Origin of the sequence: Curtobacterium sp. MCLR17_040 (genome assembly GCF_003234735.1) — a bacterium.
Lineage (GTDB): Bacteria > Actinomycetota > Actinomycetes > Actinomycetales > Microbacteriaceae > Curtobacterium > Curtobacterium flaccumfaciens.
Genome location: NZ_QKTE01000012.1, coordinates 12,287 through 33,366, shown reverse-complemented (window position 1 = coordinate 33,366; position 21,080 = coordinate 12,287). Strand labels below are relative to the sequence as shown.

Genomic DNA, 21,080 nt, shown 5'->3' with positions numbered 1-21,080 from the left:
CGGGTCAACCAACGCGTGCGATCCATTCGAGGTAGAAGAGTCCGACCCCCGCCGCGACGAAGAGCCCGGCGATGATCCAGAAGCGGACGACGACGGTCACCTCGGCCCACCCCTTCAGTTCGAAGTGGTGGTGCAGCGGACTCATCAGGAAGATGCGCTTGCCGTGGGTGATCTTGAAGTAGGCCCGCTGCAGGATGACGGAGCCGGTGACGATGAAGAACAGGCCACCGATGAGGATGAGCAGCAGCTCGGTGCGGCTGAGGATCGCGAGGCCGGCCAGGGCGCCACCGAGGCCGAGCGACCCGGTGTCACCGAGGAAGATCTGCGCCGGCGAGGTGTTGTACCAGAGGAACCCGATGAGCCCGCCGCAGACCGCGGCCGCGACCACGGCGAGGTCGAGCGGGTTCGAGACGGTGTAGCAGGCGTGGGCGGTGTTCGAGTCGAGCCGTGCCCCGCCGCAGATCTGGTTCGACTGCCAGAAGCCGATGATGACGTACGAGCCGATCGCCAGGATGCTCGACCCGGTGGCCAGGCCGTCGAGCCCGTCGGCCACGTTCACGCCGTTCGACGTGGACACCGTCAGCAGGACGATCCAGGCGAGGAACAGCACGGTGCCGATGACGGTGCCGAGCGCCATGAAGTCGAGCCACGGCACGTCGCGGATCGCCGAGATCATCGTGGACGCCGGCGGCTTGCCGTTCGACGTCGGCACGACCAGGGCGATCGTCGCGAAGATGACGCCGACGATGACCTGGCCGAGGATCTTGGCCCAGCCGCCGAGCCCGAGGCTCCGCTGACGGCGCACCTTGAGGAAGTCGTCGATGAAGCCGACGAACCCGAGCCCGACCATCAGGAACAGCACGAGCAGGCCGGACAGCGTGATCGAGTCGCCTCCGATCAGGTGGCCGACGAAGTACCCGATCACCGCACCGATGATCAGGACGATGCCGCCCATGGTGGCGGTCCCGCGCTTGGTGTGGTGGGACTGCGGACCGTCGTCACGGATGAACTGCCCCCACCCGAGACGGTGGAAGAGCTTGATGAAGGACGGGGTGAGCAGCAACGTGAACACCAGCGACGTGGCGCCGGCGATGAGGAGCGCGATCATTCGGTGACACCTCCGAGGCGGTCGCCGAGGAATCGCAGTTCGGCAGACTTCGAGGACTTGACGAGGACGACGTCGCCGGGGCGGAGCATCTCCTGCATGGCACGGACGGCGTCGTCGACGTCCTCGATGTACACGGACTCGCCGTCCCACGATCCCTCGAGGGTGGCGGCCTGGTGGATGGGCATCGCGCCGCGGCCGACGACCACGAGCTGTCCGATGCCGAGGCGGACGACGAGCCGACCGATGCGGTCGTGCTCCTCGACGGAGTACTCACCGAGCTCGGCCATCTCACCGAGCACGGCGACGGTCCGCTCCCCCGGGCGCACGATCTGCGCCAGGGTCCGCAGCGCCGCCGCGGTGGAGTCGGGCGACGCGTTGTACGCGTCGTTGATGACGGTGACGCCCTCGGGGCCGCCCTGGAGCAGCTCCATGCGCCAGCGCTCGGCGCGCGTCATCGACGCGAGCGCCGCGGCGCCGTCGGCGAGCGGGACGCCCCACAGGTGGGCGACGGTGAGCGCGGCGGACGCGTTCATGGCGTGGTGCTCACCCAGGATCGCGAGGCGCACGTCGACGTGATCCGGGCCTCCAGACAGGGCCGCGTCCGTCGGACGGTCGCCTTCGGGGCGGACGGGAGGCGCGGTGAGGGTGAAGCGGGTGCCGCTGCGGTCCGTCTCGATGCCGGTGATGCGGTAGTCGGCCTCGGCCGACGTGCCGAAGCCGACCACGCGCGCGGCCGTCAGGTCGCGCATCGACGCGACGCGGTCGTCGTCGACGTTGAGCAGGGCCGTGGCGGTCTCGGGCAGGTCGGTGACCATCTCGGACTTCGCGCGCTGCGTCGCCTCGATGCCGCCGAACTCGCCGGCGTGCGCGAGGCCCACCTTGAGGACGACGCCGAGGTCGGGCTCAGCGATCGAGACGAGCTTGGCGATGTGGCCGACGCCGCTCGCGCCCATCTCGACCACGAGGTACCGGGTGTCGTACGTGACGCGGAGCATCGAGATCGGTGCGCCGACGTGGTTGTTGAACGAGCCCTCGGGCGCGACGGTCGCGCCGTGCTGCTCGAGGATCGTGCGGAGCATGTTCTTCGTGCTCGTCTTGCCGTTCGAGCCGGTGATGCCGACGACCCGCAGGGGTGCCGGGCGACCGTCGGCGTCGACGCGGTCCGCGGTGCTCATCCGGACGCGCGTGACGACCTCGTGCGCGAGCGCGGCGAGGGCTTCGTACCCGTCGGCGACGACGACCTGCGGCGCGGTGGTGTCCACGCGCTCGGGTGTGATCACCAGGGCGGCACCGGCGTCGACCGCTGCGGGCACGAAGCGTCGACCGTCGGTGACCTCACCGGGCAGGGCGAAGAAGACGCTGCCGGGGCGGACCAGGCGCGAGTCGGTCTCGACCGAGCCCTCGACGACCAGGTCGCCGGGCTCGGCGACGTCGGTCGCCTGCACGCCACCGATCAGCTCGCCGCCGACCGCGGTGGCGATCTCGGCGAGGGTCATGGCGATCATCGGACGTCCTCCGCCGGACCGGAGTTCGGCTCCCAGCCGGCCTCGCGCAGGGCCACGCGGGCCTCGTCGCGGGCGGAGTACGGCGTGCGGACGCCCTGGATGTCGCGGTAGTCCTGGTGACCCGGGCCGGCCCAGAGGATCGAGTCCCCCTCGCCGACCAGGCTCACGGCCGTGCGGATGGCGGCCTCGGGCGGGCTGACCTCGTGGATCTCGTGGTCGGGGTACGCCGCACGTGCGGCGTCCACCAGGGTCTTCCGGATCGACGCGGCGTCCTCGAAGCGGGGGTGGTGGTCGGTGACGACGAGGATGTCGCTGCCGGCCGCGGCCACGCGGGCCATGTCGCCGCGCTTCGTGGTGTCGCGGTCGCCGTCGGCGCCGAACAGCATGAGGACCTTGCCGGAGGTGAACTGCCGGACCGCGGCGAGGGTGTTCTCGAACGCGTCGGCGCTGTGGCCGAAGTCGACGTAGACGCTCGGGCCGTGCTCGCCGGAGACGCGCTCGGTGCGGCCGGGCAGGTAGCACTCGATGGCGGAGACCCGGTGTGTGTCGCCGTCACGCTCGCTCGCGTCGTCCTCGTCGGGGTAGCGGCGGTGGTTGCTCTCCAGCGCGTGCGCGATGGCACCCAGCTCGAACCCGCCCTCGACGAGCATGACGATCGCGAGTGCCGCGTTCGCCGCCATGTGCCATCCGATCAGCGGCACACGGGTGGTCAGTTCGCGGCCCTCGGGGCCGGTCAGACGGAACTCGGTGTAGGCGGCGTGCGCCTCGACGATGTCGACGTGCCACTCGGCCTCGACGTCGGGGTGCACGGTGATCGTGGTGACCGGGATGCGGGAGTCCTGCACCACGCGGTGGCCCCAGTCGGTGTCCAGCGAGACGACGCCGCGACGGGCGTGCTCGGGCTGGAACAGCGGGAGCTTCGCCTGGTAGTACTCCTCCATGTCGGCGTAGTCGTCGAGGTGGTCGTGCGACAGGTTCGTGAAGGCCGCGACGTCGAAGACGATGCCGTCGACGCGGTGCCGGCTGAGGGCCTGGGCGCTGACCTCGACGGCGACCGCGCGGACCTCGCTCTCGCGCATGCGGGCGAGGAGCGCGTGCATCTCGCTGGCCTCGGGCGTGGTCAGGCGGCTCGTCACGCTGAGCGAACCGATGTGGCGCTCGGCGGTCGAGCTCAGGCCGGTGACCAGGCCGAGCTGCTTGAGGATGCCCTCGAGGATGTAGGACGTGCTCGTCTTGCCGTTCGTGCCGGTGACGGCGAACAGCTGCGGCAGGTCGGTGGCCTCGTCGGGGTGCGTGCGGTAGACCCACGCCGCGACGTCGCCGAGGGCGGCGCGGGGGTCGTCGACGACGAGCACCGGCAGCCCGGACGGCTCGACCAGTGCGACGCCGTCCTGGTCGGTCAGGACGGCGACGGCGCCGCGCTCGGCGGCCTCCGTCGCGAACTGTGCGCCGTGCCGGTTCGCACCGTGCACGCCGACGAACAGGTCACCCGGCTGCACCTCGGTGGCGCTCAGGGTGACACCGGTGGTCTCGATGCTGTCGACCGAGCCGACGACTCGCAGACCGAACGCGTTGGCGAGTTCGGAGACGGCCCTCGGGGTCGGGTGTTCGGGTCGGAGGACCGGGGGGATCCGTGCGGACAAGTGTTCCTTCTTCCTCACCACGTGGACGGGTAGAGCTTCGCCTCGGACGCGGAGGGGGCTACTCGGTACTTCTCGAGCACCTGGGACATGAGTGTGCGGAACGCCGGAGCCGCTCCGCTGGACCACTTGTTGGTCTGCGGCTTCGTGAACGTCACCGTGACAACATACTGGGGGTCTTCGGCGGGTGCCATTCCGGCCACCGACGTGATGCGCTGACCGCCGTAGCCCTGCGACCCCTCGGCCACCTCGGCGGTCCCCGTCTTCGCGGCGATGTTGTAGCCGGAGATCGGCTTCATGCCCACCAGCGTGCCACCCGTGACGACGCTCTGCAGCATGTCGGTGACCTGCGTGGCGGCGGCTGCGGAGACGACCCGCTGCTTCTGCACGTCGGGCGCGTCGATCGTCTTGCCGTCGGCCGTGGTGCAGCCCTTGACGAAGTGCAGCGGGATCCGGACACCGTCGTTCGCGATCGTCTGGAACACGCTCGCGACCTGCACGGCCGTCGTCGAGATGCCCTGACCGAACATCGAGTTGATGTTCGTCTGCTGGTCCCAGTTCGGGCTCGTGCCGTAGTCCATCGAGGGCTGGCCCGGGTAGTCGATGGCCGTCTCCGGCTCGAACAGCCCGAACTTCTTCATGTAGTCGAAGCGCTGCTGGGCGGTCAGCCGTGCGCCGAGCTCGGTGATGCCGACGTTCGACGAGTTCTGCAGGATGCCGGTGAGCGTGAGGTTCTCGGTGGGGTGGAACTCCGAGTCGTGGATCGTGCCACCCCAGGGGAACGTGCGCGAGTACGGCACGACGGCCTGGTCGGTGGGGTTCGACTTGCCCTGGTCGAGCAGCGCGGCGGCGATCGCGGCCTTGATCGTGGAGCCCGGCTCGTACGACGCCGTCAGGGCACGGGAACCGAAGGCGCCCTTGTCGGTCGTGGCGTCGACGTCGTTCGGGTCCACCGTCGGGTAGTCGGCGACCGCGAGCAGCTCACCCGTCTTGACGCTCGTGACCGTCGCCGTCGCGGACTCCGCCTGCAGGGTCTTGGCGGCGGACGCGATGGTCTGCTGCGCCATGTACTGCAGGTCGCTGTCGATCGTGGTCTCGAGCGTGCCGCCGTCCTTGGCCTTCTTCGTGGTGACGGTGCTGCCCGGGAGCTGCACGCCGTCCTCGCCGCGCTCGTAGGTCTCGGACCCGTTGGTGCCCGCCAGGCACTGGTTGTAGGAGTACTCCAGGCCGGCCTGGGCGCCGTCGGTGCCCATGAAGCCGGTGAGGTTGCCCGTGGTCGCACCCGTCGGGTACACCCGCGCCGCCTGCGGCTCCGGGTACAGCCAGGGGATGCCGAGTGCCCGCACGGCCTCGTAGTGCTGCACGTCGAGGCCCTTGACCAGGTACGCGAAGTCGGACTTCGGGTTCGCGGCGATGTTCTTCCGCATGGTCGCGACGTCGCCGCCGGAGGCCTTCGCCAGCGCGCTGAGGGCGGTGCCGACGCTGACGTCCTTGATGCGGGTGCCACCGAGCTTGCCCTTGAACTGCTTGACCAGGCGCGGCGAGGTCGTGATGTTGTACCGGGTGACGCTGTCGGCGAGTTCGGTGCCGTTGCGGTCCACGATCGACCCGCGGGTGCCGTAGATCGTCACGGGGATGCTGCGCTTCTGGGCCGACGCCTTGTTCAGCTCGGACGCCTGGACGACCTGGATGTCGACGAGCCGCACCACGAACACCCCGACGAGGGCGATCACGGCGAGCATCACGATGCTGTAGCGCAGGCGTCGGTTGCGGATCGTCTTCGTCACGCGGTGCGGTCCTTCCCGGGCGGTGCTGAGGGTGCGGCGGACCCGCCGGTCACCGGGTGGAGGGCGCCTGGAGCGGGTTCGCGTCGGACTCTACGGACGACTTCGCCGTCCCCTGGTCCGACGCGCTGGCGCCGCTCGTCTTCTCAGACGTGGCGGTGCTGTCGGTGGATCCGGCGGTACCCGTGGTGCCCGTGGCGCCTGCCGTGTCCTTCGTGCTCGACGTGTCCGTCGTGCTCGTCGTGCCCGTCTCCTTGCTGGTGGAGGTGTCCCCCGGCTTCGTGGCCAGCGGGACGTCGTTCAGCAGCGAGTTCGGCACTTGGTTCTCGGTGGACGCCGTGGCCTCGTCGGGCTTCGCCGGCGTCGGCGTGCCGTACACCCGACCGGTCTTCGGGTCGAGGTACACGGGCGTCGAGTTGGCGATCATGCCGAGCGACTGGGCGTTGCGGGCCAGGTTCTGCGGCGAGTCGAGGACCCGGAGCTGCTCGGACAGCGACTGCTGCGTGCGGGACAGGTTCGTCTGCTCGGCCGACAGCGAGTTGAGCGTGTAGGCGCCCTGGCTGAGCACCATGCTGATGCCGAGCTGGGCCAGCAGCAGGATCCCGAGCGCGGCGACGGCCACCACGGCGTACCCGATGCGGGGGCGAGCCCGGCGCTGGGCCGCGGTCGGGGTGACCTCGACCAGCTCGGGGCGGTGCTGACGGTCGGGGCGCGGGGCCCGCGACGGGACGACCGCAGGGTCGACGAGTGCGAGGTTCGTGCTCATGTCAGTTCCGGATCCGCTCGGCCGCGCGCAGGCGCACGGGGGTTGCTCGGGGGTTGGCGGCGCGTTCGGCCTCGTCGGCCAGCTCGGCGCCCTTGACGATCAGGGAGAAGGTCGGGGCGTGCTCGGGCAGCTCCACCGGCAGGCCGGCGGGGGCGCTCGACTTCGTGCGCTCCACCAGGGCCCGCTTGACGATGCGGTCCTCGAGGGACTGGTACGACTCGACGACGATCCGGCCGCCGACCGCGATGGCGTCGAGCGCCGCCGGGATCGCCCGCTCGAGCACGCTCAGTTCGGCGTTGACCTCGATGCGGAGCGCCTGGAAGACACGCTTGGCCGGGTGCCCCTGGCGCTGGATGGCGACGGGGGTCGCGTCGTGCAGCACCTGGACCAGGTCGCCGGACATCTCGAACGGCTTCGTCGCCCGCCGCTCGACGATCGCTCGGGCGTAACGGCCGGCGAGCTTCTCCTCGCCGTAGCGCTGGAAGATGCGGCGGAGTTCGCCCTCGTCGTAGGTGGCCAGGACGTCGGCGGCGGTCTGCCCCTCGGTCCGGTCCATGCGCATGTCGAGCGGTGCGTCCTGGCTGTACGCGAACCCGCGCTCGGCCCGGTCGAGCTGCAGCGAGCTCACGCCGAGGTCGAACAGCACACCGTCGACCTTCGTGAAGCCCTCGCCCTCGATCGCGTCGACGATGCCGTCGTACACCGTGTGCACGAGGCGGACGCGGTCGCCGAAGCGGGCCAGGCGCTCCCCCGCGATGCCGAGTGCGTCGGTGTCGCGGTCGAGTCCGATGAGCGTCAGCTCCGGGAACCGCTCGAGCAGGCCCTCGGAGTGGCCGCCCATGCCGAGCGTGGCGTCGACGACGACCTTGCCCGGTCCTTCGAGCGTCGGCGTGAAGAGGTCGACGATGCGCTGGAGCATCACCGGCGTGTGCGGGAAGCGTGGCGTCTCGTTGTCGTTGTCGGCCATGTGCAGCCCCTCGTCTCCTGGGCCGTGGGTCCGGATCCCCATCCATGCGACCTGACACCGGGGAAGTGGCGTCAGGGCTTCACGGCTGGGAGTCCCGATCCGCGGATCAGAAGATCCCCGGGATCACCTCCTCGTCGTTGTCGGCGAATGCCTCTTCGGCTTCGGCGTAGTAGGCCTCCCACGCGGGGGTGGACCAGATCTCGGCACGGTCACCGCTGCCGATGACCGTGAGGTCCCGCTCGAGCCCCGCGTACTCGCGGAGGTTCTGCGGGATCGTCACGCGGTTCTGCTTGTCGGGCTGTTCGGCGCTGGCCCCCGAGAGGAACAGACGCATGTAGTCCCTGGTGCGCTTCGACGTCATCGGGGCGGTCCGGATGCGCTCGTGGAGTTCCTCGAACGTCCGGGCACTGAAGACCACGACGCAGCGTTCCTGGCCGCGGGTCATCACGAGCCCGCCGGACAGTTCGTCCCGGAACTTGGCGGGGAGGATCACGCGACCCTTCTCGTCGAGCTTCGGGGCATGAGTACCGAGCAGCACGTCGGGCCTCCCCTCCGCTCCACCGGACCGTTGCGAGCCCCACTTTACTCCACTCCCCTCCCCACGACCAGGAATCCGCTCCCTTTTCCGCCCGCGACACCCCTACTGGGGGCATCGAAGCTGGAATGCACCACGCGGGGATGACCGTGGATGCCCGGATCCATGCGGTTCGCGAGTGCCGGAGCAGGCGTGGAGGAAAGTGGAGGACTTTTGCAGCCGGTGGAGCGCCTCGGGGCGCGCCGCGGGCTCACAACGGCGAATGGTCACGAACCGTCGCTCGCGCGGGCCCCAGCCGACAGTTCCTGCACCCTTGGCGTCCACCGCACGGCATGTCGTGACCACTCGCGCACGCACCCGCGGCGGTCCACCTCGGCCTCTCCGGCCTGGAGGCCCGTCCCATCCCCGCCGCGGAGCGCACGCGGGCGGCATGGTCGGCTCCACTACGCCCGGCCGCCGGTCAGCGCATGGTCACGACGTGCCGCCGCCGCGACGCCGTGCGGTCACGAACTGTCGCTCGCGCAGCCCCCAGCCGACAGTTCGTGCGACCTCGGCATCCGCCACGCGGCATGTCGTGACCACTCGCGCCGGCACGGACCCCGGCCGGACCCCGCAAAAACCAGCCCCCGGGAACACGAAACGGGGCCGACCCGAAGGCCGACCCCGTGGAGGAGTGTGGAGGGAGTCCTGGTGACCCCCCGTCAGCTACTGACTCTGGTCGTTGCGCTTGTCCCAGCGCTCGTTCATCCGGTCCATGAAGGACCCGCCACCGCCGGCGGACGGACGCGCCGACCCACCGGACGCGGGCTTGCCCGGCCGAGCGGGCTTCGCCTTCGGGGCACGCATGCCCGGGCGCAGTGCGAACAGGACACCGGCGAGCATCACGACGAAGCCGAGGATGCCCAGCAGCGGCGCCTTGATCACGAGGCCGACGATGACGATGGCGACCCCGGCGAGTGCGCCGAGGACACCGAGCGTGATGGCTGTGTACGTCGGACGACCCTGTCGACGTGTGACACGAGCCACGAAATCGGAATCGTTCTGGTAGAGGCTGCGCTCCATCTCTTCGAGAAGGCGCTGCTCCTGTTCCGAGAGCGGCATCTTGGTTCCCTCTGTTCCTGGGATCGACGCGGGGTTGAAAAACGCGGGTTGAGTGGACCGATTCTATGCCTCGACCACTCCACTAGGGTAGGGATCGTGGCTGAGAGTACGCGATTAGTGGACCTCGTATCGGCGCGTATCGACCGGGCACTCGACGAGCAGCGTGAACGGCTCCTCGCGATCAGCCCCGACCTCGCGCCGTTCGACCGGTACGCCCGAGACCTGTTGTCCGGCGGCAAGCGCTTCCGGGCGCTGTTCTGCTACTGGGGATGGCAGTCGGTGGCGGGCCGTTCGGGCTCGTTCGACCCGCTGGCCGAAGGGTCCCGGCAGACCACCGCCGAGGCCGTCGTCACGGTCGCCGCAGCGCTCGAGGTCTTCCACGCCGCAGCCCTGGTGCACGACGACATCATGGACCGCTCGGACACCCGTCGTGGGCGTCCGGCCGCGCACCGCCGCTTCGAGTCCCTGCACGAGGAGTCCGGCTTCGTCGGCGACCGCGGGCAGTACGGCACGAACTCCGCGCTGCTGCTCGGTGACCTGCTGCTCTCGCTGAGCGACTCGGTCTTCGACGAGGGCCTCGCGCTCCTCGACCCGGTGCGGGCCCGCATCGTCCGCCAGGAGTTCCACGCGATGCGCCTCGACGTCACGGCGGGGCAGTACCTCGACGTGCACGAGGAGACCGCCTGGCCCGTCATCGACGAGTCCGAGCACCTGCTCCGCGCTCAGCGCGTCATCGTCTTCAAGTCGGCGAAGTACTCGATCGAGGCCCCGCTGGTCATCGGCGCCCTGGTCGCCGGCGCGAGCGACTCCCAGCTCGAGGGCCTCCGCGCCTTCGGACTCCCCCTCGGCGTGGCGTACCAGCTCCGCGACGACATGCTCGGCGTCTTCGGCGACCCCGAGGTCACCGGCAAGCCGGCCGGCGACGACCTGCGCGAGGGCAAGCGCACCGTCCTCATCGCCTCGGCGCGCAAGACGCTGGCGAGCGGTCCGCGGCAGCTCCTGGACGAACTCCTCGGCGACCCCGACCTCGACGAGGAACAGGTGCAGATGCTCCGCGCGACCCTCACCGAGTCGGGTGCCGTCGCCGCCGTGGAGCGGTCGATCGAGCGGCACGTCCAGCGCGCCAAGGCGGCGCTGGACGCCTCGCCGCTGACGCCGTCGGCACGCGAGCAGCTCGCGTCGCTGGCCGACACGGTCAGCCGCCGGTCGTCCTAGACGCGACCCCAGTACAGACGGGAGGCCCGTGGCGACACCGCCACGGGCCTCCCGTCTGTCCGGTACGCGTCTAGAGCAGTGACTGGGCGATGCGACGCACCTCGGCCTTGCGACCGGCGCGCAGCGCCGCGATCGGCGTGGTGCCCATCGCGTCGTCGACGGTGAGCATCCAGCGCACGGCCTCGTCGTCGGTGAAGCCGTTGTCACCGAGCACGATCAGCGTGCCGCGGAGTTCGGGCATGGGCTCGCCGTCCTCGAGGAACTCGACGGGCACGCGCAGCACACCGCCGACGCGGGCTGCGAGCAGGGTCTTCTGCTCGAAGAGTCGGTGGATCCGTCCGGGGCTGGTGCTGAACATGTCCACCAGCTCGGGGACGGTCAGCCAGCGTTCGGAGAGGGACAGGTCGTCGACGGGTGCGGCACTCACACGCCCATGGTGCCAGAGTGACCGCCGGAGTGAATCCGCCTCGTTCGTCACATTCGTCACATCCACCCCATCTGACTCTCTGGTTGACTTGGGAATCAGGCCATGCCAGCGTTGTGGCACCTGTGAGTGCGCGCATGCGTGCGCACGGCTCAGTCGAGATCAGGAGAAACCCGTGGACCACGCTGCAGACGAAGTCGCCCGGCGCGCACGATCCGCCCGGTTCGCCACCATGCCCATCGTCCTCGCGGGCACCATCGCCGTGACCGCAGGCCTCACCGGCCCGGTCGCGCACGCCGAGCCGCGGCACGACGACGCCGACGCGAACCACAAGCGCCACGTCGACCAGGACCGCGCCGTGACCGACCGCCCGGTGTTCGGCACCGCCGTTGCCCGGCCGTCGCAGACCGTCGTGCGGACCGTCGCCGCGACCACGAAGGCCCCCACCACCGCTGTGCCCACGAACTACACCGTCCACCACGGCGACACGGTCTCGGGCATCGCCGCCCGCTTCGGCCTGTCGGCGCAGGAGATCCTCGTGCGCAACGGCCTCGGCTGGAACACGATCATCCACCCCGGACAGACGCTCCACCTGGCGTCGACCCCCGCCGTCACCACCGCCGCGGTCCGGACCTCCGGGTCGACCGGCGGCTCCGGCTCGGACACCTCGAGCTACCACGTGAAGCACGGCGACACCGCCTCCGGCATCGCATCCCGCGTCGGCGTGTCGACCACGGCGCTCCTCAGCGCGAACAAGCTGTCGCAGCGCAGCGTCATCTACCCCGGCCAGACGCTGCGGGTGCCGCACGGCACGTCGTCGACGCCGTCGGTCTCCACCGCCTCGGCCCCGTCGACCAAGTCGAGCGTGAAGATCAGCGCCGGCGACACCGTGGCCTCGATCGCCGCCGCGCACCACGTCTCGGTCAAGTCGCTCCTGTCGGCGAACGGCCTGTCGTACACGAGCACGATCTACGCCGGCAAGACACTCGTCATCCCGTCGTCGAACGCCACCGCCGCCCCCGCGGTCGCCGCGAGTGCCGCGGTGAGCGGTGCCGTCGGCCTGAGCGCCGAGCAGCGCCAGAACGCCGCGACCATCGTCGCCGTCGGTCGATCGCTCGGCGTCCCGGACCGCGGCATCGTCGTGGCCCTCGCCGCCGCGATGCAGGAGTCGAGCCTCCGGAACCTGCCGCACGGCGACCGCGACTCGGTCGGCCTGTTCCAGCAGCGGCCGAGCCAGGGTTGGGGCAGCGCGGCGAAGCTGCAGGACCCGGCGCACGCCACCGCGCTGTTCTTCGGCGGGCGGAACAACCCGAACGCCGGCAAGACCCGCGGGCTGCTCGACGTGCCCGGCTGGTCCTCGATGAGCATCACCGACGCGGCCCAGGCCGTGCAGCTCTCCGCCTACCCGAAGGCCTACGCCACCTGGGCGAGCGCCGCCGAGGGCTGGCTGGCGACCCTCTGAGCCTCATCCGGAAGATCGAGATTGGGTCACGGCCGGTGCGCCGGTGCGTCCGAGTGCGGTCTCGATTCGTAGAATGCCGCCGATGACCACCAACGCCGCCACGGACCCGATGATCGGTCGCATGATCGATCAGCGGTACCGCGTCCGCTCCCGCATCGCGCGCGGGGGCATGGCGACCGTCTACCTCGCGACCGACGTGCGCCTCGAGCGACGCGTCGCGATCAAGATCATGCACGGGCACCTGGCCGACGACCAGGCCTTCCGTGAGCGCTTCATCCAGGAGGCCCGTTCGGCCGCACGGCTGTCGCACCCGAACCTGGTGGGCGTCTACGACCAGGGCGCCGAGGGCGAGATCGCCTACATCGTCATGGAGTACATCCCCGGCATCACGCTGCGGGACCTGCTGCAGGAGCACCACGCCCTGACGCCCGAGCAGGCGACGGACATCCTGCGCGCCGTGCTGGCCGGGCTCGCCTCGGCCCACCGCGCCGGGATCGTGCACCGCGACCTGAAGCCCGAGAACGTCCTGCTCGCCGACGACGGCCGCATCAAGCTCGGCGACTTCGGCCTGGCCCGCGCCACGACCGCGAACACGGCGACCGGCGCGGCCCTGCTCGGCACGATCGCCTACCTGTCCCCCGAGCTCGTGACCCGCGGCGCCGCCGACTCGCGCAGCGACATCTACGCGCTCGGCATCATGCTCTACGAGATGCTCACCGGCGAGCAGCCCTACAAGGGCGAACAGCCGATGCAGATCGCCTACCAGCACGCCAACGACTCCGTGCCGGCACCGAGTGCCGCCGTGTCCGGGGTGCCGCCGGAGCTCGACGAACTGGTCGCCTGGTCGACCGCACGCGACCCCGAGGACCGCCCCCGCGACGCCCGCGAGATGCTCGACCACATGTCGGGCAACCAGCAGCGTGCGACCGGCCAGTACCGCACGGCCGTGCTCCGCCCCGAGAACGGGACCGCGATCCTGCCCTCCGGTGGTGCCGGCACGCTCGGCGCCGCAGCGGCCGCCGCCTCGGTCGGGGCTGCAGGAGCCACAGGTGCGGACGAGACCGCCATCATCGACCGGTCCGGCGACCGGGACACCGGCGACCGCGGTCGAGCGCCCGCCCGTGCGCGTGGCAACGCCCCGGGCCCCCGTCGCACCGGGGCCCAGCCGGGCGTGCTCTCCCCCGCCGGACAGCGGCTCGCCGACCAGTCGGCGAAGCGCCGGAAGCGCGGCTGGATCCTGCTGTCCGTGGTCGTCGTGCTCGCGCTGATCGGAGCCGGCTTCGGCTGGTACTTCGGCCCGGGGCCGGGTGGCAACGTGCGGATCCCGGAAGTCACGGGCAAGTCGGTCTCGCAGGCCCGGCAGCTGCTCGAAGCACAGGGCCTGCAGGCGGCGTCGAAGACCGGGACACGGTTCGACGCCGTCGTCGCGAAGGGGCAGGTCTCCACGACGAAACCGGCCGCGGAGCGCGAGGTGCAGAAGGGCACGGCGGTGCAGATCGTCGTGTCGAACGGCCCCCGGATGATCCCGCTGCCGGCGATCGTCGGCCAGCCGCTCTCCACCGTGACGGCCGCGCTCGACGACGACTTCGAGCTGCAGGACGACCGGTACGAGTTCTCCGCCGACGCCCCGAAGGACACCGTCGTCGCGGCGACCGGTCGGGCGTCCGGCGGCAAGGCCCTCGACCTCACGACCGTGCAGGCCTACGGCGAGACCGGGCCGGTCACCCTGACCGTCTCGCTCGGGCCGGTCCCCGACGTCGTCGGCAAGACGGTCGACGAGGCCTCCGCCGCCCTCGACGACGTCGGACTGATCCTCGGCGCCCGCACCGAGGAGTACAGCGACACCGTGCCCGCCGGCCAGATCGTCTCCGCCGCCGTGCAGGACTCCCCCGCCGTGCGCGGGTCGGCGGTGGACGTCGTCGTGTCGAAGGGGCCGACGCCGATCACCGTGCCGGACCTCGGAGCGGAGCGGCCCACGATCAACGAGGCGACGAAGACCCTCGAGGACCTCGGCCTCAAGGTGTCCGTGCCCGACTGCACGAACATCCTCTGCGGCTTCTACGACTGGAAGTCCAAGCTGCCCGTCACCGGCACCGACCCGGGGGCCGGCGCCACCGTCTACCGCGGCGACACGATCACCCTGTCCTACGACCAGTAGGTGCGGACACCGCACCCTCGGCCCTGGACGCGACCCCAGGACGGACGGGAGGCCCGTGGCGGCGCCGTCACGGGCCTCCCGTCCGACACGCGAAAGCGACAGAACCCCGCGAACATGCCGCGGGGTTCTGTCGCTTCGGCGAAACGGTTCCTGCGTTACGAGCGGTCGGGCTGGTGCGCGCCGAGTTCCTCGGCCACCAGGAAGGCGAGCTCGAGGGACTGCATGTGGTTGAGGCGCGGGTCGCACAGCGACTCGTAGCGGGTGGCGAGGGTGGCCTCGTCGATGTGCTCCGAGCCGCCGAGGCACTCGGTGACGTCGTCACCGGTGAGCTCGACGTGCATGCCCCCCGGGTACGTCCCGACCTGGCGGTGCGCCTCGAAGAAGCCGAGGACCTCGTCCACGACGTCGTCGAACCGGCGGGTCTTGTAGCCCGTCGGCGTGGTCAGGCCGTTGCCGTGCATCGGGTCGGTGACCCACAGCGGGTTGGCGTCCATGCCCTTGATCGCCTCGAGCAGCTTGGGCAGCTCGTCGCGGATCTTGCCGGCGCCCATCCGCGTGATGAAGGTCAGGCGACCCGGCTCACGGTTGGGGTCGAGCTTGTCGACGAGCGCCTTCATGTCGTCGACGCTCGTCGTCGGGCCGAGCTTCACACCGATCGGGTTGCGTACCCGCGACAGGAAGTCCACGTGGGCACCGTCGATGTCGCGCGTGCGCTCACCGATCCAGATGAAGTGCCCGGACGTGTCGTACGCCAGACCCGAGCGCGAGTCGATGCGGGTCATCGGGCGCTCGTAGTCCATCAGCAGCCCCTCGTGCGAGGCGTAGAACTCGACGTGCTTGAGCGCCTCGAAGTCGGCACCGCAGGCGTCCATGAAGCGGATGGCGCGGTCGATCTCCTTGGCGAGGTGCTCGTAGCGGGCGTTCGCGGGGTTCGAGGCGAAGCCCTTGTTCCACGAGTGCACCTGGCGCAGGTCGGCGAAGCCCCCCTGCGTGAAGGCACGGACGAGGTTCAGCGTCGAAGCGGCGGTGTGGTACCCCTGCACCAGGCGGCGCGGGTCGGCCGTCCGGCTCTCCGGCGTGAAGTCGTAGCCGTTCACGATGTCGCCGCGGTATGCCGGCAGCGTGACGTCGCCACGGGTCTCGAAGTCGCTCGAGCGGGGCTTGGCGAACTGCCCGGCCATGCGCCCCATCTTGATGACGGGCATCGAGGCGCCGTAGGTCAGCACGACGGCCATCTGCAGGATCGTCTTGACCCGGTCGCGGATGGAGTCGGCGGTGGCACCGGCGAAGGTCTCGGCGCAGTCACCGCCCTGCAGCAGGAAGGCCTTGCCCTGGGCGGCGGCGGCGAGCCGCTCACGCAGCTTGTCGACCTCGCCCGCGAACACGAGCGGCGGGAGCGTGGCGATCTCGGCCGAGGCGGCCTCGGCCGCGGCGGCGTCCGGCCAGGTCGGCTGCTGCTTGATCGGGAGCGTCCGCCAATAGTCGAGCCCCTCGATGACGTCCGGATCCTGCAGGGCGACGAAGTCGGTCGACTCGGGCAAGGGCGTTACCTCGGTGTTCTGTGCGGGCGGCCCGACGACGCTGACCGGCACCGGGCCGCGCGTCGTCGATGGGCGTCCTGGCGGGGTGCCGGGACCATCAGAGCCTAACGTGCAGGCGTCGACTTCCGTTCCCGCATGACGGCCTCGCGCGCGGAGCTCGCCCGCTCCTTCACGCTGGTCGCGTAGACGTCCACGTACTCCTGACGGCTCAGGCCGGCGAGCTCGTGCATGACCTCGTCCGTGACGCTGCGCAGGATGAAGCGGTCGGTCTCGAACCCCTGGAACCGCGAGAAGTCGAGCGGCTTGCCGAACACGACCCCGACGCGCTTGATCTTCGGGAAGCGCTGCCCGATCTGCTGCACCTCGCGCGTGCCGACCATGGCCACGGGGACGACGAGCACGCGCCCTTCGAGGATCATCCGGGCGATGCCGGTGCGGCCGCGGTAGAGCTTGCCGTCGGGGCTGCGGGTGCCCTCGGGGTAGATGCCGAGCTGCTCACCGCGCGCCAGGACCTGCAGGCCGGTGCGGAGCGATGCCTCGGACGCCTTGCCGCCGGAGCGGTCGATCGGCAGCTGGCCGATGGCGTTGAAGAACGTCTTCGTCGCCCAGCCCTTCAGTCCACGGCCGGTGAAGTAGTCGCTCTTCGCCAGGAACGAGAGCCGACGGTCGAGCACCGCGGGCAGGATCACCGAGTCGATGAACGAGATGTGGTTCGACGCGAAGATGACCGGGCCCGAGGTCGGGACGTGTTCACGCCCGACGACCCACGGCCGGAACAGGGTGAGGATGAGCGGGCCGAGCACGAAGTTCTTCAGCAGCCAGTAGGTCATCGACGACTCCAGGTGGTGAGAAGGTCCGGGTGGTGCACCGCCCGGGGTGGGCGGTCGTTCGTGTGTGCGTGTTTGCGTGTGTGCGTGTGTGCGCGCCGACCCTACGCCGTGCGGGCGTGGATGCGGGCGAGGTCGGCGGCACCGACGACGCCGGCGTCGTTGACGAGTTCGGCGATCACGAAGTCCGGCTCAGGGTGGTACCCGCGGGCCGGCAGGTTGTTGAGGTACGCCTGCTTGATCGGGTCGAGCAGCCGGTCCCCCGCGCTGGCCACGCCGCCGCCGAACACGAAGAGCTGCGGGTCGAGCACCGCGGACAGCGACGCGCACGCCTCGCCGAGGTGCCGACCGAGCCGACGGAGGGCCGCGAGGGCACCCGGGTCGTCGGCCAGGATCAGGTCGCCGACGATCTTGCCGTCGAGCTGGCCGCCGTTGTCGGCGCGGGCGTCGGCCAGGGCCGAACCGATGCCACCGGCGTCGGCGACGTCGTTCGCCATGCGCTGCAGGGCCCGGCCGGAGCCGTACTGCTCGATGCAGCCGCGGGCGCCGCAGCCGCAGGGCAGCCCGTTCGGGACGATGCGCAGGTGGCCGATCTCGCCGCCGGTGCCGAAGCCCCCGCGGAACAGGCGGTCCTCGGTCACGATCGCCCCACCGACACCCGTGCCGATGGTCAGCATGGTCATGTCGGACACGAGTCGACCGGCGCCGAACCGGAACTCGGCCCAGCCGGCGGCGTTCGCGTCGTTGTCCACCGTGATGTGGAGGTCGCCGAGGCGCTGCTGCAGCTTCTGCCGGAGCGGTTCGTTCCGCCACCGGATGTTCGGCGTGTAGTAGACGATCGACTGCGAGGCGTCGATGAACCCGGGGGCAGCGACCCCCACGGCGCCGACCTGGTGGAGCGAGCTGAGTCGCTCGACCATCGAGACGACGTCGTCGAGCATGGCGTTCGGGTCCGCAGCGTTGGTGGCCACGCGGTCCTCGGCGACGATCTCGCCCAGTTCCGTCACGACCGCACCCGCGATCTTGGTGCCCCCGATGTCGATTCCGATGGCGTGCACGAGCAACGAGCCTACCGGTTCGCCGCGAAGTCACGGAACGCCCGGTGACGCGTCCTATGCTGGCGGTGTCGCCTCGGTGTTGAGGCGCACTCGAGTCGAACCGGCAGACAAGGGAGTCACCGTGAACGATCAGCGTCCTGCACGCAGCAGCGCCTCCACCGACACGTCCACCGCTGGCAGCGCCGCCACCGGGACCACGCCGTCGGCCGGGAGGCACGCCACACCGCCCAGCGCCGGTCCCGTCGCCCCGGACCACGGCTCGGCAGCGCGGCTCCTCGGCGACCGCGTCCGCCTGACGCCCGACCGTCCGATCCTCGCCCAGCGCCACGGCGACACCTGGACCACCTTCACCGCTGCGGAGACGCTCGCCCGGGTGCGCGGCATCGCGAAGGGCTTCGTCGCCGCCGGGCTCGAACCGGGCGCGCACGTCGCGATCCTGTCCCGCACCCGTCTGGAGTGGACCCTGGTCGACTTCGCCGTGTGGACAGCCGGCCTGGTGTCCGTGCCCGTGTACGAGACGAGCTCCCCCGACCAGGTGCGCTGGATCCTGTCCGACTCCGAGTCGGTCGCGATCATCGTGGAGCAAGAGGAACACGCGCGCCGCGTCGCCTCCATCGCACCCGACCTGCCGTCCCTGGGCCAGCACTGGACGATCGACGGCGGCGGCCTCGATGACCTGACCCGGCTCGGCGAGGACGTCACCGACGACGAACTCGACGCCCGGACCGCGAACGTGCACGGGCACGACGACGCCACGATCATCTACACCTCGGGCAGCACCGGCCGGCCGAAGGGCTGCGTCCTGCGGCACGACAACTTCACCGCCACGGTGGAGGGCGCGAGCGAAGCCATGCCCGAGGTCGTCGCCGACGGCGCCTCGACCCTGCTGTTCATCCCGCTCGCCCACGTCTTCGCCCGGTTCATCGCCGCGATGTCGGTGTCCGCCGGCGTCCTCGTCGGCCACGAGCCGGACACCAAGGACCTGATGCGGGCGGTGTCGACCTTCAAGCCGACGTTCCTGCTCGCGGTCCCCCGGGTGTTCGAGAAGATCTACAACTCAGCCGAGCAGAAGGCCGACCTCGGCGGCAAGGGCAGGATCTTCCGCGCGGCGGCCGACACCGCGGTCGCCCACTCCGAGGCCCTCGCAACCGGCAGGGTGCCGTTCCTGCTCGGGCTGAAGTTCAAGCTGTTCGACCGGCTCGTGTACGCCAAGCTCCGCGACGCCCTCGGCGGCCGGGTCGAGTACGCCGTCAGCGGTTCGGCACCCCTCTCCCCGCGGCTCTCGCACTTCTTCCGCTCGATCGGGGTGCTCATCCTCGAGGGCTACGGCCTGACCGAGACCACCGCCCCCGCCACCGTCAACCGTGCCCGGGAACTCCGCATCGGGACGGTCGGGCGGGCGCTGCCCGGCATCGAGGTCCGGATCGCCGACGACGGCGAGATCCTGATCCGCGGCGTCGACGTCTTCGACCGCTACTGGCGGAACGACGAGGCGACCGAGCACGCCTTCGCCGACGGCTGGTTCCGCACCGGCGACCTCGGCCGGATCGACGCCGACGGGGTGCTCACGGTCACCGGCCGCGCCAAGGAGCTCATCGTCACCGCGAGCGGCAAGAACGTCGCGCCGGCACCGCTCGAGGACGGCATCCGCGAGCACCCGCTCATCGGCCAGGTCGTGGTCGTCGGCGAGGGCAAGCCGTTCGTCGCAGCCCTCGTGACGCTCGACCGCGAGATGCTCCCCGGCTGGTGCGAGTCCCGCGGCATCACCCCGGCGCTGAGCGGGCACGAGGCCGCCTACGACGAGCGCGTGCTCTCCGCCGTCCAGGAGGCCATCGACGCCGCCAACGGCCGGGTCTCCCGCGCCGAGTCGGTCCGGTCGTTCACGATCCTCGACACGGACCTGACCGAGGCCTCCGGGCACCTCACGCCGAAGCTGACGATCAAGCGGTCGGTGATCCTCAAGGACTTCGCCGCGGACATCGACCACATCTACTCCGGGTCGAAGGTGCAGACGACGGCGACCCCGGTGATCGAGGGTCGGCGCCGCAACCGCGCGTAGCGCCGGCCGGGTCGTTCCGGGCGTACCGGGTCGTTCCGGGCGTACCGGGTCGGTTCTTCCGACCAGGTACGCCCGATTCCGGTAGGTACGCGCAGGTCGGAGACGCAACCGCCTGGAGGCCCGGTGCCGGTCCGCCGGACTGGCACCGGGCCTCCAGGCGGTCGCCGCGCGTGCGGGGCTGGCAGCTTTCGGGCGTACCTGGTCGTTTCGGGCGTACCGGGTCGATTCTTCTGACCAGGTACACCCGATTCCGCCAGGCACGCGCGCGGCCGCCCCGCTGAGCGACCAGCCCCGTGCGTACCGGGTCGATTCGGGCGTACCGGGTCGATTCGGGCGTACCAGGTCGTTTCGGGCGTACCTGGTCGTTCCGGGCGTACCGGGTCGGTTCTTCCGACCAGGTACGCCCGATTCCGCCAGGTACGCGCGCGGCCGCCCCTTTGAGCGATCAGCTCCGGGCGTACCTGGTCGTTTCGGGCGTACCGGGTCGATTCGGGCGTACCGGGTCGATCCGGGCGTACCGGGTCGATTCTTCCGACCAGGGACGCCCGATTCCGCCAGGTACGCGCGGGTGTAGACGCAACGGCCTGGAGGCCCGGATCACGTCCGTCGGACGTGATCCGGGCCTCCAGGCCGTACAGCGGGCGCCGGGGGCGCCTGCGGGGCTCAGGCCTCCTGCGACTGCTCCGTCGCGGGGGCGTCGAGGACGGCGGTCGAACCGGTCGTGACGGTGGTCTCGGCCGGTCGACGGTTGGTGCGGGTGCGGTGCGAGCTGAGCTCGTCGTTCTGACTGGTCATGCGGGAGTCCTGGGGGGGATGGGATGGTCGTCGGTGGGAGGCCGACAGCAGCACGGTACCCCCTCGTCAGGACAAAGCGACAATCCCCCGTGGGGGTGTCACACCACAGTTCACAGCCGGCGAACGCGGGACTGT

At 70.7% G+C, this 21,080-nt stretch carries 17 protein-coding genes; 4 read left to right on the top strand and 13 right to left on the bottom strand.

What is annotated here, in order from left to right:
- Nucleotides 1-4 precede the first annotated feature (4 nt).
- The 8 genes from mraY to DEJ01_RS11480 all read right to left on the bottom strand — a co-directional run bounded on the left by mraY (nucleotide 5) and on the right by DEJ01_RS11480 (nucleotide 9,406).
- Nucleotides 5-1,108, bottom strand: a complete 1,104-nt coding sequence (mraY, locus tag DEJ01_RS11515) for a phospho-N-acetylmuramoyl-pentapeptide-transferase (protein WP_071405416.1) — start codon at nucleotides 1,106-1,108, stop codon at nucleotides 5-7.
- Nucleotides 1,105-2,613 (bottom strand): UDP-N-acetylmuramoyl-tripeptide--D-alanyl-D-alanine ligase, encoded by a 1,509-nt coding sequence (murF, locus tag DEJ01_RS11510; RefSeq protein WP_111093039.1) that lies wholly within the window; start codon nucleotides 2,611-2,613, stop codon nucleotides 1,105-1,107. The genes mraY and murF overlap by 4 nt, the downstream gene beginning before the upstream one ends.
- Nucleotides 2,610-4,256, bottom strand: coding sequence for a Mur ligase family protein (locus DEJ01_RS11505; RefSeq protein WP_111047164.1), 1,647 nt, complete (start codon nucleotides 4,254-4,256; stop codon nucleotides 2,610-2,612). Before DEJ01_RS11505 ends, murF begins: the two co-directional genes overlap by 4 nt.
- A 14-nt stretch (nucleotides 4,257-4,270) precedes the next feature.
- Nucleotides 4,271-6,040, bottom strand: a complete 1,770-nt coding sequence (locus tag DEJ01_RS11500; protein ID WP_111093038.1) for a penicillin-binding protein 2 — start codon at nucleotides 6,038-6,040, stop codon at nucleotides 4,271-4,273.
- 49 nt (nucleotides 6,041-6,089) lie between these two features.
- Nucleotides 6,090-6,803 (bottom strand): hypothetical protein, encoded by a 714-nt coding sequence (locus DEJ01_RS11495; protein ID WP_111093037.1) that lies wholly within the window; start codon nucleotides 6,801-6,803, stop codon nucleotides 6,090-6,092.
- Nucleotide 6,804: 1 nt separating this feature from the next.
- Nucleotides 6,805-7,770 (bottom strand): 16S rRNA (cytosine(1402)-N(4))-methyltransferase RsmH, encoded by a 966-nt coding sequence (gene rsmH, locus DEJ01_RS11490; protein WP_071405412.1) that lies wholly within the window; start codon nucleotides 7,768-7,770, stop codon nucleotides 6,805-6,807.
- Between the two features lie 106 nt (nucleotides 7,771-7,876).
- Nucleotides 7,877-8,308, bottom strand: a complete 432-nt coding sequence (gene mraZ, locus DEJ01_RS11485) for a division/cell wall cluster transcriptional repressor MraZ (RefSeq protein ID WP_017886616.1) — start codon at nucleotides 8,306-8,308, stop codon at nucleotides 7,877-7,879.
- Between the two features lie 702 nt (nucleotides 8,309-9,010).
- The gene (locus tag DEJ01_RS11480) at nucleotides 9,011-9,406 is read right to left on the bottom strand and encodes a DUF3040 domain-containing protein (RefSeq protein WP_110864614.1); all 396 of its coding nucleotides are present in this window, start codon (nucleotides 9,404-9,406) and stop codon (nucleotides 9,011-9,013) included.
- Between the two features lie 96 nt (nucleotides 9,407-9,502).
- Between DEJ01_RS11480 and DEJ01_RS11475 the strand changes: the two genes are divergently transcribed.
- Nucleotides 9,503-10,621: a polyprenyl synthetase family protein gene (locus DEJ01_RS11475; RefSeq protein ID WP_071405410.1), complete on the top strand. Its 1,119-nt coding sequence runs from the start codon at nucleotides 9,503-9,505 to the stop codon at nucleotides 10,619-10,621.
- 70 nt (nucleotides 10,622-10,691) lie between these two features.
- Here the strand turns inward: DEJ01_RS11475 and DEJ01_RS11470 are convergent, their stop codons facing one another.
- Nucleotides 10,692-11,048: an Rv2175c family DNA-binding protein gene (locus tag DEJ01_RS11470; RefSeq protein ID WP_171907813.1), complete on the bottom strand. Its 357-nt coding sequence runs from the start codon at nucleotides 11,046-11,048 to the stop codon at nucleotides 10,692-10,694.
- Nucleotides 11,049-11,220: 172 nt separating this feature from the next.
- Here DEJ01_RS11470 and DEJ01_RS11465 point away from each other — a divergent pair, with 172 nt between their 5' ends.
- The gene (locus DEJ01_RS11465) at nucleotides 11,221-12,507 is read left to right on the top strand and encodes a LysM peptidoglycan-binding domain-containing protein (protein ID WP_258375698.1); all 1,287 of its coding nucleotides are present in this window, start codon (nucleotides 11,221-11,223) and stop codon (nucleotides 12,505-12,507) included.
- Nucleotides 12,508-12,589: 82 nt separating this feature from the next.
- On the top strand, nucleotides 12,590-14,665 hold the full coding sequence (gene pknB, locus DEJ01_RS11460) for a Stk1 family PASTA domain-containing Ser/Thr kinase (RefSeq protein WP_111093068.1): 2,076 nt from the start codon (nucleotides 12,590-12,592) through the stop codon (nucleotides 14,663-14,665).
- A gap of 155 nt (nucleotides 14,666-14,820) precedes the next feature.
- Here the strand turns inward: pknB and DEJ01_RS11455 are convergent, their stop codons facing one another.
- From DEJ01_RS11455 to DEJ01_RS11445, 3 genes are all read right to left on the bottom strand, one after another.
- Nucleotides 14,821-16,206: a class II 3-deoxy-7-phosphoheptulonate synthase gene (locus tag DEJ01_RS11455; protein WP_110864693.1), complete on the bottom strand. Its 1,386-nt coding sequence runs from the start codon at nucleotides 16,204-16,206 to the stop codon at nucleotides 14,821-14,823.
- 104 nt (nucleotides 16,207-16,310) lie between these two features.
- Nucleotides 16,311-17,036, bottom strand: coding sequence for a 1-acyl-sn-glycerol-3-phosphate acyltransferase (locus DEJ01_RS11450; RefSeq protein WP_071405408.1), 726 nt, complete (start codon nucleotides 17,034-17,036; stop codon nucleotides 16,311-16,313).
- Nucleotides 17,037-17,137: 101 nt separating this feature from the next.
- Nucleotides 17,138-18,091 carry an ROK family glucokinase gene (locus DEJ01_RS11445; RefSeq protein ID WP_017886608.1) on the bottom strand — a complete coding sequence of 318 codons (954 nt, stop codon included), beginning with the start codon at nucleotides 18,089-18,091 and terminating at the stop codon, nucleotides 17,138-17,140.
- 121 nt (nucleotides 18,092-18,212) lie between these two features.
- Here DEJ01_RS11445 and DEJ01_RS11440 point away from each other — a divergent pair, with 121 nt between their 5' ends.
- Complete coding sequence (locus DEJ01_RS11440; protein WP_111030325.1) at nucleotides 18,213-20,150, top strand: long-chain fatty acid--CoA ligase; 1,938 nt, start codon at nucleotides 18,213-18,215, stop codon at nucleotides 20,148-20,150.
- 663 nt (nucleotides 20,151-20,813) lie between these two features.
- Here the strand turns inward: DEJ01_RS11440 and DEJ01_RS18435 are convergent.
- The gene (locus DEJ01_RS18435; RefSeq protein WP_258366694.1) at nucleotides 20,814-20,945 is read right to left on the bottom strand and encodes a hypothetical protein; all 132 of its coding nucleotides are present in this window, start codon (nucleotides 20,943-20,945) and stop codon (nucleotides 20,814-20,816) included.
- Nucleotides 20,946-21,080 lie beyond the last annotated feature (135 nt).

Coding starts and splice junctions, on each gene's coding strand:
- mraY (WP_071405416.1), bottom strand. CDS start 1,108: ATGATCGCGCTCCTCATCGCCGGCGCCACGTCGCTGGTGTTCACGTTG.
- murF (WP_111093039.1), bottom strand. CDS start 2,613: ATGATCGCCATGACCCTCGCCGAGATCGCCACCGCGGTCGGCGGCGAG.
- DEJ01_RS11495 (WP_111093037.1), bottom strand. CDS start 6,803: ATGAGCACGAACCTCGCACTCGTCGACCCTGCGGTCGTCCCGTCGCGG.
- rsmH (WP_071405412.1), bottom strand. CDS start 7,770: ATGGCCGACAACGACAACGAGACGCCACGCTTCCCGCACACGCCGGTG.
- DEJ01_RS11480 (WP_110864614.1), bottom strand. CDS start 9,406: ATGCCGCTCTCGGAACAGGAGCAGCGCCTTCTCGAAGAGATGGAGCGC.
- pknB (WP_111093068.1), top strand. CDS start 12,590: ATGACCACCAACGCCGCCACGGACCCGATGATCGGTCGCATGATCGAT.
- DEJ01_RS11450 (WP_071405408.1), bottom strand. CDS start 17,036: ATGACCTACTGGCTGCTGAAGAACTTCGTGCTCGGCCCGCTCATCCTC.
- DEJ01_RS18435 (WP_258366694.1), bottom strand. CDS start 20,945: ATGACCAGTCAGAACGACGAGCTCAGCTCGCACCGCACCCGCACCAAC.